This is a genomic window from Planktothrix sp. FACHB-1365, assembly GCF_014697575.1.
In the GTDB taxonomy this organism is placed as follows: Bacteria; Cyanobacteriota; Cyanobacteriia; order Cyanobacteriales; family Microcoleaceae; genus Planktothrix.
Genome location: NZ_JACJSC010000004.1, coordinates 149,326 through 162,194, shown reverse-complemented (window position 1 = coordinate 162,194; position 12,869 = coordinate 149,326). Strand labels below are relative to the sequence as shown.

General features: G+C 36.3%; 14 protein-coding genes. 5 read left to right on the top strand and 9 right to left on the bottom strand.

What is annotated here, in order from left to right; translation table 11 throughout:
• Nucleotides 1–313: 313 nt before the first annotated feature.
• The 5 genes from H6G57_RS08130 to H6G57_RS08110 all read right to left on the bottom strand — a co-directional run bounded on the left by H6G57_RS08130 (nucleotide 314) and on the right by H6G57_RS08110 (nucleotide 5,201).
• Complete coding sequence (locus H6G57_RS08130; protein ID WP_190517524.1) at nucleotides 314–1,102, bottom strand: hypothetical protein; 789 nt, start codon at nucleotides 1,100–1,102, stop codon at nucleotides 314–316.
• Between the two features lie 163 nt (nucleotides 1,103–1,265).
• Complete coding sequence (locus tag H6G57_RS08125; protein WP_190517522.1) at nucleotides 1,266–2,069, bottom strand: hypothetical protein; 804 nt, start codon at nucleotides 2,067–2,069, stop codon at nucleotides 1,266–1,268.
• Nucleotides 2,062–3,438, bottom strand: coding sequence for an AAA family ATPase (locus H6G57_RS08120; RefSeq protein ID WP_190517520.1), 1,377 nt, complete (start codon nucleotides 3,436–3,438; stop codon nucleotides 2,062–2,064). Before H6G57_RS08120 ends, H6G57_RS08125 begins: the two co-directional genes overlap by 8 nt.
• A 349-nt stretch (nucleotides 3,439–3,787) precedes the next feature.
• Nucleotides 3,788–4,330, bottom strand: coding sequence for a hypothetical protein (locus H6G57_RS08115; RefSeq protein ID WP_190517519.1), 543 nt, complete (start codon nucleotides 4,328–4,330; stop codon nucleotides 3,788–3,790).
• Between the two features lie 298 nt (nucleotides 4,331–4,628).
• Nucleotides 4,629–5,201 (bottom strand): Uma2 family endonuclease, encoded by a 573-nt coding sequence (locus tag H6G57_RS08110; RefSeq protein WP_190517517.1) that lies wholly within the window; start codon nucleotides 5,199–5,201, stop codon nucleotides 4,629–4,631.
• A 177-nt stretch (nucleotides 5,202–5,378) separates the two neighbouring features.
• Here H6G57_RS08110 and H6G57_RS08105 point away from each other — a divergent pair, with 177 nt between their 5' ends.
• Nucleotides 5,379–6,080 carry a Uma2 family endonuclease gene (locus H6G57_RS08105; RefSeq protein ID WP_190517516.1) on the top strand — a complete coding sequence of 234 codons (702 nt, stop codon included), beginning with the start codon at nucleotides 5,379–5,381 and terminating at the stop codon, nucleotides 6,078–6,080.
• 106 nt (nucleotides 6,081–6,186) lie between these two features.
• Here H6G57_RS08105 and H6G57_RS08100 read toward each other — a convergent pair whose 3' ends face one another.
• The 3 genes from H6G57_RS08100 to H6G57_RS08090 all read right to left on the bottom strand — a co-directional run bounded on the left by H6G57_RS08100 (nucleotide 6,187) and on the right by H6G57_RS08090 (nucleotide 7,257).
• Nucleotides 6,187–6,450, bottom strand: coding sequence for a hypothetical protein (locus tag H6G57_RS08100; RefSeq protein WP_072717347.1), 264 nt, complete (start codon nucleotides 6,448–6,450; stop codon nucleotides 6,187–6,189).
• A gap of 42 nt (nucleotides 6,451–6,492) precedes the next feature.
• Nucleotides 6,493–6,726, bottom strand: a complete 234-nt coding sequence (locus H6G57_RS08095; protein WP_190517514.1) for a DUF167 domain-containing protein — start codon at nucleotides 6,724–6,726, stop codon at nucleotides 6,493–6,495.
• A 90-nt stretch (nucleotides 6,727–6,816) separates the two neighbouring features.
• The gene (locus H6G57_RS08090; protein ID WP_190517513.1) at nucleotides 6,817–7,257 is read right to left on the bottom strand and encodes a cupin domain-containing protein; all 441 of its coding nucleotides are present in this window, start codon (nucleotides 7,255–7,257) and stop codon (nucleotides 6,817–6,819) included.
• A gap of 159 nt (nucleotides 7,258–7,416) precedes the next feature.
• Between H6G57_RS08090 and H6G57_RS08085 the strand changes: the two genes are divergently transcribed.
• The 4 genes from H6G57_RS08085 to H6G57_RS08070 all read left to right on the top strand — a co-directional run bounded on the left by H6G57_RS08085 (nucleotide 7,417) and on the right by H6G57_RS08070 (nucleotide 11,828).
• Nucleotides 7,417–9,198: a peptide ABC transporter substrate-binding protein gene (locus H6G57_RS08085; RefSeq protein ID WP_242048907.1), complete on the top strand. Its 1,782-nt coding sequence runs from the start codon at nucleotides 7,417–7,419 to the stop codon at nucleotides 9,196–9,198.
• A gap of 52 nt (nucleotides 9,199–9,250) precedes the next feature.
• Nucleotides 9,251–10,207: an ABC transporter permease gene (locus tag H6G57_RS08080; RefSeq protein ID WP_190517511.1), complete on the top strand. Its 957-nt coding sequence runs from the start codon at nucleotides 9,251–9,253 to the stop codon at nucleotides 10,205–10,207.
• A 16-nt stretch (nucleotides 10,208–10,223) separates the two neighbouring features.
• A complete protein-coding gene (locus tag H6G57_RS08075; RefSeq protein ID WP_190517509.1) occupies nucleotides 10,224–11,141 on the top strand; it encodes an ABC transporter permease in 918 nt (305 codons plus the stop codon).
• Nucleotides 11,142–11,300: 159 nt separating this feature from the next.
• On the top strand, nucleotides 11,301–11,828 hold the full coding sequence (locus H6G57_RS08070) for a pentapeptide repeat-containing protein (protein ID WP_190517508.1): 528 nt from the start codon (nucleotides 11,301–11,303) through the stop codon (nucleotides 11,826–11,828).
• Between the two features lie 41 nt (nucleotides 11,829–11,869).
• On the opposite strand, the gene H6G57_RS08065 is transcribed toward H6G57_RS08070, so the two are convergent.
• Nucleotides 11,870–12,733, bottom strand: coding sequence for a DMT family transporter (locus H6G57_RS08065; protein WP_242048906.1), 864 nt, complete (start codon nucleotides 12,731–12,733; stop codon nucleotides 11,870–11,872).
• Between the last annotated feature and the right edge of the window lie 136 nt (nucleotides 12,734–12,869).

The following is a 12,869-nucleotide window of genomic DNA, read 5'->3' as shown; positions in this document are numbered from 1 at the left end:
TTTTTATTATAGTTTTTTGATTGTGCTTCAGCACAACAACGGGGTTTACCAAATTTGTTTTAAGTTTAAGGTAAATTGAGGTAAAATATTTTCTCCTGATAATATTTCAGCATTATTTATAATAAAATACAGTTTTTTGAGACTCATTCATGGTTATTTACCTTTGTTATTTCAAATTTATATAGTGGGGTTTTATAGAGCCTACCTACTTATACCAAAACCGCTTTAATCTTAGGCATCTTATCCACTCTTGTACCTGAACATATATGATTAAGCGATCGCAAATTCAGTGAATTTACGATTTACAAACCTTCTATATTGCTGGAGGGGGAAGATATGATTTTTTCGGTGGAGAGGGGGGAGAGAGTGGAAAGGGAGGAGAGGGTGGAGAGGGTGGTTTTATTTTGTTTGATTTTTCTATAATTGAGTTTAATTGAGGTAAATTTTGCTCATTAATGAAGCCAGTTATTTCTGTTAATATTTTCTCCTGTAATGCAGAAGATAATTGAGCGGGTAAATTTTCCCCGGTAACTTGCTCTAAAGTTATTTGATCAATTTTAAATTCTTTAGTTATAGGAGAATTTTTACCATCAGGAAGTTGTAAATTAATAGTAAAAATTATGTTGTTAAATTGCATTTGATTAATGTTCAAATCCTCTGGTTTATCTGAATCTTGAATCGGTTTGTTTTTTTCTTTTTCAGCTAATTTTTTTAGGTTAATTGCCATCATGGATTCAGGTGTAGTGGCATTATTATCAAACCGCACATCAACATTAACTTCTATATCCTCAACAACAATTTTTTCAATTTCTAAAGGCTTTTTTACTAATGATTTAGCTTGAAAGCTCATACTTTTAATTCTAAAAATATAAGGACTAGCAAAACCATCTATATTATCAACCTTAATATCCATGAATTGGACATTATTCTGGAATAAATTTACATTCGCTTTTGTACAATCTATACCTAAACCTGTACCTAAACTAAGTTTTTGTTCAATTTCCTGTTCTGCTTTTTGATCAGCTAATTTGTCTAATCCAAAAGCGGCAGCACCAAAAGTAACTATTAATACACCAGCAATAATCAAATATTTTTTAGCCATTTAACTATCCTCATTAAAACTTTATTAGAATTATAAAACTAAAAGGTTACTATGAAGCTAGATAAACTCTTACATCTTCACCAAAATAATTTTCACCAAATTTGTTCTAAGGTTAAGGTAAATCTTGGTAAGATATTTTCTCCTAATAATATTTTTCCATTATTTATAAAGAGAATACGGTTTTTAACGTTTTAATTTGATTTTTACTGACTCCACAGTCAAGATTTGAAATAGGATTTAAACTTTTCCATTTACCTTTAGGAGTTGTAAACAGAGTATCAGCTAATTGATCCGGATCTATTTTATCAAATTTATCTATTTTATTAATAGATAAATAATTGAGACGCTCAAAAATTTGATCTCGGTTGGCTTTTTTAATAGATACAGGTTCAGGTGCTGGCGGTGGCGGTGGCAGAGGTTCTGGTTTACAGTAAAAGACTTGTTTTAAACAGTCTAATTGGTTTTGTTTTATAATTCCGCATTTTAACTTTATAAGTTTATTAAAATCAGCCCAAGTTTCTCGATCAGATTCAAGAATACGGTCTGTTACTTTAATTAAATCTACTGTTTTTGTTTTTAAAGGACTTCCAGGTTCAGATTGTAAATAGCCGAGTGCTGCTAGAATTGTATCTCTGGAAGCTGTACATAAATTAACAAGCGGATTAGTTTCTCTTGTTAAAATTTTAGCTTGTTCAATATTAGAAGGTTTTGGATCAATAACAATACACCAAACCCGCTCTAATTGTGCTTTTTTAGCCGCTGCATAGACAAAATGGTTACTCACCGCTTGATACTGATAATCTGCAATTTCCTGCACAATCACCGGAACCCAATTTCGTCCCTCTGCTTGTAAAATAGCTTCGGCTGCACTTGAAACAAAAAATTCCGGTTCTGTAATTTCTTGTCCGGGTTCAATATCAATTAAAGGCAAGTGCATTAATTTACCAATATTATCAAAATCACTCATAAAGAAAATACTCCTGTGCTAAAGAAAGATAATAATCGTTTACAGTTTTATGCTTCAATACGGCAGGTATGCGTTCAAAGGCGGCACTTGCAACAATAGCATATTCTGGAATACTGAATATTGCTTGATCTGGACTACCTTTTGTATGTTTTGGATAAAAGTAGGGTAATAAATCAGGATTAAAAACTAATTTATCACCTTGCTTTAGGGAAATGATCGACTTAATTTCACTGTTTGCACGTTTCAATGAAGTCTCTGTTGCTTTATGTTCATTAAAAAAAATAGGCAAAGGAATCGGGCCATACTCTCCTTTTTTATCTCTTACTTCTTGAATTTCAGGAATAAATTCTAGGATGACTTTCCTGGCATTTTTTAATGAGGCAAAATTCGTGTGTTTAGTTGGGATTAAAACAACATCAGAGGCATAAACACAACTTTGGCTAAAAAACGTCCAGTTTGTCGGTGCATCGATTAAAATATAATCGTAATTACCTTTTAAAGTATCTAATAAATCTTTTAACCTTGCAGGCCCTTTTTGAACTTTGATGTGTTGGTCATCAAGCCTAAATTTATCTAAACCCGAATCTGAAGGGATAACGTCAAAAACTCGAACCTCTCCAGATTTAGTTTTAATTTTAAAAGGCTGAATGGCATCTTTAATATTTAAAGATCGATTAATTAAACAATCAGATAACTTGGTTTTTGTAGGTTGTAAACCCAGTGAATCTGTTAAGTCTCGCTGTTGAGGATCAAAGTCAATGACTAAAACATTCTTTTTCTGTTTCCGTAAGATAGAAGCTAGGTTGATTGTAGTTGTTGTTTTGCCAACACCTCCCTTATCATTGTAGAGACTAACGACTAAAGCAGGTAAGGGAGTCTCGATCAAATCCTTAATGCGATTAACAATATCTAGGATATTATCTTTTTTAATTAGCCAGCAAGGTGTGGCAGGATGAACAACCTTACCATGTCGCCGAAAAAGTTGAATATGGATTGAATTTGTAATAATTCCCCATTCAGCAGTTTTACAGTTAGGGGATAGCAAATATTGTTTAATTTGGTTTTGAGTTTTTTGATTGGTCGGTGTTTTCTCCATGAGATTTATTTTGGCTCCCGCACCAATCGCTCGACCTTTAACTTCTACCAACAGATAAGGATTGATCTTTGATCGATTAAAAAGATCACTGCCTTGATTTTTTCGAGCCGCAAAATCTACTGTCCCAGAACCCGTAGCAAATTCGGGGTATTGTTCCTCAATACTAAACCCTAGAGCCTTTAACAAGGGCTTAACAAAGTAATCGCTAACAATAGCTTCAGAAGCTAGATCGGGTATACTATCTAAAATTGTATTCCAGTTGGCATCAGTCATATAAGTATAGATAAGACTAGGGAAGATCCCATTGATATAAATCAATGTAAAAGACAATCAAAATTTAGATCCACTTTGATTATTATTTGAGAATATTATATCAGTCTAAGTGTTGATAAGTCATAATTTTTTTTCCAGACTATCAAAATTTGGTGACAATGTTAAGTTGCTAATATTTTGTTGGCTCGTCCTTGGTTCCCCCTGGCTCTGCATTGGAATACCAATTTTGAGGCTCTACCTCAAATAACAGGAGGCGGAGCCTTGATGAATAGTATTTCTAGGTTCAACCTAGAAATGAGGAGAAAAAGCTCGCACCTCACAAACTACCCCAAAAAGTTGTTTTTACCTGTCAAAACTTCTCTTTGACTAACGAATCTGTTAAAACAGTCATTTTACATTTGTCATCAGGCTTTTCCTCACCAAATGGAACATCTTGCGTTAATATGATCAGGGTTCCCTCGACCTCAAAGCCATCTCCCTCAGTTACATACACTCTGATCTTATCGAAGTTTTCTGCCCATTCTTTGGCATATTTTGGCAGTTTGGATTTAAGAATTACAACCCGATAAGGATTTGTTTCATTAAGTCTAGCCATCAAGTTAACTGTGTATTTCTTCAAGGCTTTTTTAAAATCGTTTAGACTTGTAATTGTAACAGGTTCTTCCAAGCGAAAAGCTCTGATTAGAGTATTCACAACAGGTTTATACTCACTTACCACGGATGCTTCTTCTTCAGAATTATATCCTCCGAATAACGATTCATCGAATATCGGATCACTTAATTCTTCGTATTTCCCTTCAACAATCCAAACAAAATTGTCGTCTTCTAATTGGTGTGGGTAGGCATCTGAAAATACCTCTTTTCCTGTGAAAATACAGTTATAAATGTACATTAGCTTCCGTTCCTTATCTGGGTTTTCGGTGATTTCAATCGACTCATTTTAGGAGTTTTATGAAGACTGATCACAGTTTTCACCACTGATGATATCATCTGCACTAAACCGAAACAACGAAAGTGTAAAATCTTTACATTCCCCAAGTTTTCGATTGCGATAATCGCGTTTTTGCAGGGGATAAAGGATGATCGCATTGCACCTCAAAGAGACTACCTAGAAACAAGAGAGATGAGCAGATTGAGGTTAATTGTTTTTATTATCGTTTTTTGATTGTGCTGAAGCACAACAACGAAGTTTACCAAATTTGTTCTAGGTTTAGGGTGAATTGGGGTAATATATTTTCTCCTGATAGGGTTGACGGATTTTCTAATATTTCTACTTCTTGATTAGAACGATAAATTTCTACAGTTTTGTTCTGCGGATCAATTAACCATCCTAAACAAGTTCCATTTTCTTGATATTCTTTCATTTTATTTTGTAGGGTTTTTAAGTTATCGCTTGCAGACCGTAATTCTATGACAAAATCAGGACATAAAGGTAAAAACTTTTTCTGCTGTTCAGGAGTTAAATGCTTCCATTTTTCTAACGGTATCCATGACGCATCAGGAGAACGATCAGAACCATTAGGAAGTTTAAATCCGCCTGAAGAATCAAAGACTTTTCCTAATTTATATTGTTGATTCCAAATCCAAAGTTGTGCAGTTAATCCAGCATTTCGATTACTTGTTTCTCCACCTGCGGGTGACATAATCACTAACTCTCCATTCGCATTACGTTCAAACCTTAAATCTCGGTTATTCTGACAGAGTTGAAAAAATTGTTCATCGTTCAAATCAATTGTTTCTAAATTTAAAGTAAATTGAGTCATTGTGATTTATCTTAGATTAATTAGAGATTAAAACTATTATAAGCGAAAAACTTACTACGACAAGAAACCGTAGTCAGACCTAAAGGGCTGAGAGTCCTGAAGGACTCACTACGAAGAAGCGATCGCTATTTTTTTAAACTATAATCAAAAAATACTCATCCTAACGGATATTCAATAATGTCTATTGTTGAAGAACAAATCCAAACCCCAACACTTCTCAATGAAGTACAATTTCCGCCCAGTGATTTATTGAGTCAGGAGCCCCCCTTGGAAAGCGAACTCCATCTCCGCCAAATTCTACTTTTACTTAACTCGTTAGAATGGTTATGGCAAGATCGAGATGATTTTTATGCCATTGGTAACTTAACCATTTATTATAGTCAACGTCAAAAAAAATCCGAAGAATTTCGCGGGCCAGATTTTTTTGTGGTTTTGGGAACTGAACGAAAACCCCGTAATAGTTGGGTTGTTTGGGAAGAAGATGGCAAATATCCTAATGTCATCATTGAAATGTTATCCAAAACAACGGCTGATACTGATCGCGGAGAAAAAAAAGAAATCTATCAGGATGTTTTTCGTACCCCGGACTATTTTTGGTTTGATCCAAAAACTTTAGAATTTGCCGGATTTCATATTGTTGAGGGTCAATATCAACCGATTTCACCCAATGAAAACGGCTGGTTATGGAGTCAACAATTAGACCTATTTTTAGGCATTCTTGATCATAAATTACGATTTTTTACAGCAGGAGGTGAATTAGTTTTAACGACTGAAGAAGTGGCTTTTAAAGAACGACAACAACGAGAAACATTACAGCAACGGGCTGATAAGTTAGCGGCTAAACTCCGAGAATTAGGAATTGATCCTGAACAACTTTAAAAGGATAAGCGATCGCTTTTTAACTAGCCTTATCATTCCAATGGCTTGCATTGGAATGATAAGGGCGTTAGTTACAGAAGTTGCCTCTAACTTACAGATTAAACGCTCAAAAAATATCAGAATCTTCGGTTTGAGAAACGAGGTTAGAGGGAGGGCGATCGCTACTCCAAGCCCACCAAACACAGCCACATTGACAAGTATAAAATTCCTGCCATTTGCGACGATTATTTTCACTGTAAACGGGAGAACGACGATTAATCCAAACCTGTTGAGCTTCTAAACTACTCGCAGAACATTGAGGACAGCAGAACTCAGAAGCGTGAATGGCATCGGTAGTCCAATCTGGTGGGGTGGGTTGAAACGCATCCATTGGCAAAAAACTGAAATTGATGGTGCAGACTCACTTATTATACTAGGGGTTAACGTCGGGAACTTCTACCAATTTATGGCGAGAGGATAAACCCGATTTAATGGTAATCTGAGATTTGGGGACTCCCAACTGTTTTGCTAAAAATTGAATTAATTCTTGGTTGGCTTTTCCCTCCACCGGGGGAGATTTCAGATGGACAGTCAAACTGCCATCAACTTCTTTTTGGAGAGCTTGCTGTTTAGAATTGGGTTTAACTTTAATTTTTAAGAGTGCCAAGGCTTTAGAAAATCATAATCGTCAATTTTAATATTATTAGATTAAATCCTCTGCTGCAAGATAATAAACTTTATTCTCCCTACCTAAACCTTACGCCGTTACGGGATAATCTAAGGTTTCTAGGGCTTGTTTTGCTGCGACTAAATCATAAGGAAAGGGCGGTTTTAAGGGGCGATAATCTCGTTCGTGGGGTTCTCCATGTCGCAGTACCGCATTCACTATCAAACAAGGTTCATCACTTAAGTTAATCGTACTGTGAGGAACCCCAGGAGGAATCGTAATCACAGTTGGAATCTTTTCACTCAGAGGAATATAAAAATATTGACGATTCTGTAAAATCACGATCACAAACTCACCCCGGACAACTAACAGTTGATCGGTTTGAAAATGATGAACAAATAGCTGTTCAATTGCACCTGCTTCGACTCTGACCATCATCGTTTCTTGACTGGTTTGGGGAGTAAAAAACTCAACCCTTCCCGACTTCATCGCGTTGAGTCTGCGAACTTCAACTTGGCGGATCAGACCCATAGTATCGTCCTCACAGTGCAAAATCTTATGCTTTTGTCAAGTGTAATCGATGTTTTTGTAAGATTTTGTAATAAAATTAACGAAATTCAATAATCGAGTGATACTGAATACAGGCATGAATGCCTCTCTAGGGTTGTTTATCGTCAGTTTGAAGTTTTTATGAAATCTACTCAGTACAGGATGCGATCGCTCTTTGATTCAATTTATCTGAAGTCTTATCGGTTTTCTGTGTTCGTTTCGCTGATTAGTTTAACTCTAACCTCCTGTGGGTCTTCCCCCAATTCTACCTCAACTAATCCGAGCAATTCTAATCAGCAACCCCCAGAAAAAACCTTAAAATTATTATATTGGCAAGCTCCAACCATTCTCAATCCCCATTTATCAACCGGGTTCAAAGATTCCGAAGCCAGCCGTATTACCCTAGAACCCTTAGCCAGTTTCAATAATCAATTAAAATTAGTTCCCTTTTTAGCCGCCGAAATTCCTACGATAGAAAATGGAGGAATTGCCAAAGATGGAAAATCCGTGACCTGGAAACTCAAAAAAGATGTGAAATGGTCGGATGGAAAACCCTTTACGGCGGATGATGTTATTTTTACGTTTGAATTTATTAGTAATCCTAAAGTAGGAACCACCACATCTGGAACATATAAAATTATTAATAATATTGAAAAAATTGATGACCACAGGATCAAAATTAACTTCAAAGACGTTACACCCGGATGGTATTCGGTGTTTGTGGGAACGGAAGGAATGATTTTACCTCGCCATATTTTTGAAGCTTATAATGGAGAAAATTCACGACAAGCACCAGGGAATTTAAAACCTGTGGGAACAGGGCCCTATCGAGTGGTAGAATTCAAGCCAGGGGATGTGGTGGTTTATGAAGCAAATCCTAATTTTCGAGAGGCAAAACTGTTAGGATTTGAACGGCTAGAACTCAAAGGAGGAGGGGATGCAACCTCCGCAGCTAGAGCAGTTTTACAAACGGGAGATGCGGATTATGCCTATAATCTTCAGGTGGAATCTAATATTTTAAAACCCTTAGAAGCGGGGGGAAAAGGTAAAATTGTCTCTAATTTTGGCACGTTAATGGAACGGATTCTAATTAATCAAACCGATCCCAATAAAACCACCCCCGACGGCGAACGATCTAGTTTAAAATTTCCCCATCCTTTCTTTAGTGATCCTAAAGTTCGTCAAGCTTTAAGTTTAGCGATTAATCGAGAGATTATTGCCAATCAACTCTATGGAATTTTAGGAAAACCCACCTCTAATTTTGTTGTTAATCCCCCTCAAGTGGTATCTCCGAATACCCGTTATGAATTTAATTTAGAAAAAGCTGCCAAACTATTAGATGAGGCAGGATGGAAAGACACCAATAATAATAGAATTCGAGATAAAAATGGGGTAGAAATGAATATCGTCTTTCAAACCTCTGTAAATCCGTTACGTCAAAAAACCCAGGAAGTAATTAAACAATCTTTAGAACAGTTAGGAATGAAAGTCGAACTCAAAAGTATTGATCCCAGTGTTTATTTTTCCAGTGATCCTGCTAATCCTGATACCACAGAACGATTTGCAGCAGATTTACAATTATTTAGTACCGGAAATACTAATCCTGATCCCACATCCTATTTAAAAACCTATACCTGTGATGACATTCCTCAAAAAGCAAATAACTGGACAGGGGATAATGTTTCTCGCTATTGTAATCCAGCTTATGATGCGCTTTGGGAACAAGCCACCACTGAAATTGACCCCGAAAAGCAAAAACAAATTTGGATTAAAATGAATGATATGTTAGTCAATAATACGATTGTAATTCCCTTAGTTCACCGCGCCGAAGTGGGAGGAGTTAATCAAAACTTAACGGGTGTAAAATTAACTCCCTGGGATTTAACCGTCTGGAACATCAAAGATTGGAAAAAAACCCCGTAGTAAGCTCGTAGTAAGCCCTTCAGGGCTATCTTTTATTATTTTTATATTCCCCATGACCCGATACCTCATCAACCGCATTCTAACCTCAATTCCCACCCTAATAGCCATTAGTCTTGTTGTATTTCTCATCTTAGCATTAGCCCCCGGAAATCCGATGGGAGAATTTGCCACGAATCCTTCAATTACACCCGAAGTGAGAGAAAATATTCGTAGATCTTTGGGTTTAGATCAACCGATTCCCATTCGGTATTTAAAATGGGTTTGGGCATTTTTGCAAGGAGACTTAGGTTATTCCTTTACCAGTCGCAGCCCGGTTTTAGGATTAATTTTACAACGTTTACCCACAACTTTATGGATTATGGGATTAGCTTATCTGTTAGCAGTTATACTCGCCTTTCCTTTGGGAATTATTTCAGCATTAAAACGCTATTCTATTTTAGATCAAATCGTAACAACCGTTTCCTTTATTGGGTTTTCCTTACCGACATTTTTTACCGGATTACTATTTATTATTATTTTCAGCGTCCAGTTAAAATGGTTTCCCTTCATTTATAATAGTACCTTACAAGTGACTAATTTACAAACCTTTTGGCAACAAATTCAACAGTCTATTATGCCCGTCTGTGTTTTAGGTTTCTATCAAGCTGCAATTTTAATGCGGTTTATTCGGTCTTCTTTCTTAGAACAATTGAATCAAAATTATGTTCGCACAGCTTATTCCAAAGGTTTACCGAAATTGAATGTAATTAACGGTCATATCTTAAGAAATGCTTTAATTCCAGTAGTAACTTTAATGGCTTTAGAAATTCCCGGTTTATTTGCGGGATCATTAGTCACAGAACAGGTGTTTAGAATTCCGGGGATTGGGGCATTATTAATTGACTCGATTTTTCGGAGTGATACCCCGGTTATTATGGGGATTACAATGGTTTATGCTATTTTAGTGGTACTTTTTAACTTATTGGCTGATCTATTATATGGATTCTTAGATCCACGAGTTCAATATTAATCATTAACCCAAAAATATGGCTTTAATTAAACCGTCTGACCCCATCGCTAAAACCACCCAACCTAGAAGCCTAATTCAGACTGCTTGGCGACAATTTAAACGCGATAAAATAGCTGTTTTAGGAACACTAATTTTGCTGTTCATTATTTTAGCTGTAATCATTGGCCCTTGGATTTATAAAATTCGTCCGACAGAAATTGATTTTGTCAGTTCCCTTTCTCCGCCCAGTTGGAAACATTTATTAGGAACTAATGATTTAGGACAGGATCAATTAGCTCGTTTATTAATCGGAGGAAGAGTTTCCTTAACCGTTGGTGTAGCTGCCATGATAGTAGCAATTTTATTAGGAATATTAGTCGGGGCGATCGCTGGATTTTATGGGGGAATTTTGGATAGTATACTAATGCGATTAACCGATTTATTTCTTTCTTTGCCACAATTACCAGTATTATTATTAGTCATTTATCTATTTCGAGAACCTCTGAAACAAATTGCGGGGCCAGAAGTGGGTATTTTCCTATTAATTATTATGGTTGTGGGGGCGTTAAATTGGATGTCGGTGGCGCGATTAGTTCGGGCTAGTTTTCTCACCACAAAAGAACGCGATTTTATTACGGCTGCTAAAGCGATCGGTGCATCTTCTAATCGATTAATTTGGGTGCATATTCTTCCTAATGTTTTGAGTCCTGTAATTGTCGCAGCGACTTTATCAGTGGGAACTGCGATTATTACAGAATCCACCTTAAGTTTTTTAGGATTAGGATTTCCCCCCGATGTTCCCACCTGGGGAAGAATGCTTTATGATGCTCAAAATTATTTAGAAACTGCCCCTTATTTAGCTTTATTTCCAGGGTTAGCGATTTTTTTAACAGTTTTGAGTATCAATGCAGTGGGGGATGGTTTAAGGGATGCTTTAGATCCGCAATCCCATTAAAGAGATTATAATTATTGTTTCTATTTTATCTTTAAATCAGCTAAATCGATGATTAAATTAACTCGTTAGAATATTAGGGCATCGGAAATCAGATTTAAAATTGACATCATGAATTTTATATGTTAGTAATTAAATCATAATAGCTGAGGATTATGATCCATGAAATATAAATATTGGGGAATTTTGGCTTTATTTGCTCCTGTTGTTTTTGTCGCACCAACGGTGGCTCAATTTAACACAACAGATCCGGCGGTTTTCTTAAGCGGTCAAGCTCGTTCTTGTCAAGGATGTAATTTACAAGGGGCAGATTTAAGTAATCAAAGCCGCGTGAATTCTCAATTACGACAAGCAAATCTAAGTAATGCTAACCTCAGTGGTGGTAATTTCCGAGGCGCATTTTTTACCTGTGCTAACCTATCGAATACCAATTTAAAGAATACTAATTTTTCCTTTGCTAATTTTGTTGATGCTAACTTAAGTGGAGCAGATTTAAGTGGAGCAGATTTAAGTAAAACTGACTTAAGTGGGGTCATTATTGATGCTCAAACAAATTTAAACGGAGTTAACTTAACGGGAGCTAAATTATGGGATGCAAAAACAATTTATCAACCGGGAATGGATTTAAGTACAATTCCACGAGATTACACAATAGAAAGCCAACGAGTCAAATGTAATAACAGAAGATAATTGACCAGGGTAGGGTGCGTAAGCTCCGCGCACGCACCGCCCTATATTCCTGATTTTAACTCAGAATTAATCACCGCGATCGCAACTCCTGTTAAAACAATTATTCCCCCGATTAATACGGTTAAGGGAGGAACTTCATTGAAGAATAAATAACCTAAAAAACTAGCGCCAATGGGTTCTAATAAAATGGCTAAAGTAACTAAAGTAGGAGAGATTTGATTAATCGCCCAATTAAAACTGGTATGACCGATTAATTGAGGCACAATTGCCATTAATAAAAGATATAAATAAACCGTAGCGGGATAATCGGTATAACCCACACCCAACATCAACGGTAAGGGTAATAAAATCATTGATGCAACAGTATAAGCAACGATGACATAACCCCCAACGGAAAATCCCCGTTGTTGAGCTTCTCGCCCAAACATTAAATAAAAACTGACTGCCCAAGCTCCAATTAATGCTAAACTATTCCCCAGTAAAGGATTAGAATAAAAATCTCCTCCTTGAGTCTCACTCAAGCCAATCATAATTCCCCCTAAAAATGCAATTGCAATTCCTAAAATTTTTAGGGAAGAGAGTTTTTCTTTTAACCAAAATTTGGATAAAATTGCCACCCAAATTGGAGTCGTGGTCACTAAAGTTGTAGAAGCCGCAATGGAAGTATAGGATAAAGAGGTAATCCAGGTGGCGAAATGGAACGCTAAACAACATCCGGCTGCGACTGCATAACTAAAAGCTTGGAAAGAAAGCGATCGCCATTGAACTTTTAAGGCGGTTGGTAATACAATTAAAGCTGCTCCCGTTAAGCGAATCGCTGCCATCACTAAACTAAAACCAATACCACTTTGATCCGCAGCATTTAAAGCAAGCCGCACTAAAATCGAACCGACTGAAATCGCCATGACCCCAACTATAACCACTCCCCAAACAAACCTAGGAGATGGGTAATAAAAACGCTGCATTTCTATTTAATAAAATCAAGGAATTAATCTCTAAAGTTTAACCTAAGTTTTGCTCATTTGTTAATTTATGCGTTAC

What these genes read in the sequence shown, in the direction of transcription:
- H6G57_RS08130 (WP_190517524.1), bottom strand. Translation starts at nt 1,102, where the DNA reads ATGGCTAAAAAATATTTGATTATTGCTGGTGTATTAATAGTTACTTTT.
- H6G57_RS08125 (WP_190517522.1), bottom strand. Translation starts at nt 2,069, where the DNA reads ATGAGTGATTTTGATAATATTGGTAAATTAATGCACTTGCCTTTAATT.
- H6G57_RS08120 (WP_190517520.1), bottom strand. Translation starts at nt 3,438, where the DNA reads ATGACTGATGCCAACTGGAATACAATTTTAGATAGTATACCCGATCTA.
- H6G57_RS08115 (WP_190517519.1), bottom strand. Translation starts at nt 4,330, where the DNA reads ATGTACATTTATAACTGTATTTTCACAGGAAAAGAGGTATTTTCAGAT.
- H6G57_RS08110 (WP_190517517.1), bottom strand. Translation starts at nt 5,201, where the DNA reads ATGACTCAATTTACTTTAAATTTAGAAACAATTGATTTGAACGATGAA.
- H6G57_RS08105 (WP_190517516.1), top strand. Translation starts at nt 5,379, where the DNA reads ATGTCTATTGTTGAAGAACAAATCCAAACCCCAACACTTCTCAATGAA.
- H6G57_RS08100 (WP_072717347.1), bottom strand. Translation starts at nt 6,450, where the DNA reads ATGGATGCGTTTCAACCCACCCCACCAGATTGGACTACCGATGCCATT.
- H6G57_RS08090 (WP_190517513.1), bottom strand. Translation starts at nt 7,257, where the DNA reads ATGGGTCTGATCCGCCAAGTTGAAGTTCGCAGACTCAACGCGATGAAG.
- H6G57_RS08085 (WP_242048907.1), top strand. Translation starts at nt 7,417, where the DNA reads ATGAAATCTACTCAGTACAGGATGCGATCGCTCTTTGATTCAATTTAT.
- H6G57_RS08080 (WP_190517511.1), top strand. Translation starts at nt 9,251, where the DNA reads ATGACCCGATACCTCATCAACCGCATTCTAACCTCAATTCCCACCCTA.
- H6G57_RS08075 (WP_190517509.1), top strand. Translation starts at nt 10,224, where the DNA reads ATGGCTTTAATTAAACCGTCTGACCCCATCGCTAAAACCACCCAACCT.
- H6G57_RS08070 (WP_190517508.1), top strand. Translation starts at nt 11,301, where the DNA reads ATGAAATATAAATATTGGGGAATTTTGGCTTTATTTGCTCCTGTTGTT.
- H6G57_RS08065 (WP_242048906.1), bottom strand. Translation starts at nt 12,733, where the DNA reads ATGGCGATTTCAGTCGGTTCGATTTTAGTGCGGCTTGCTTTAAATGCT.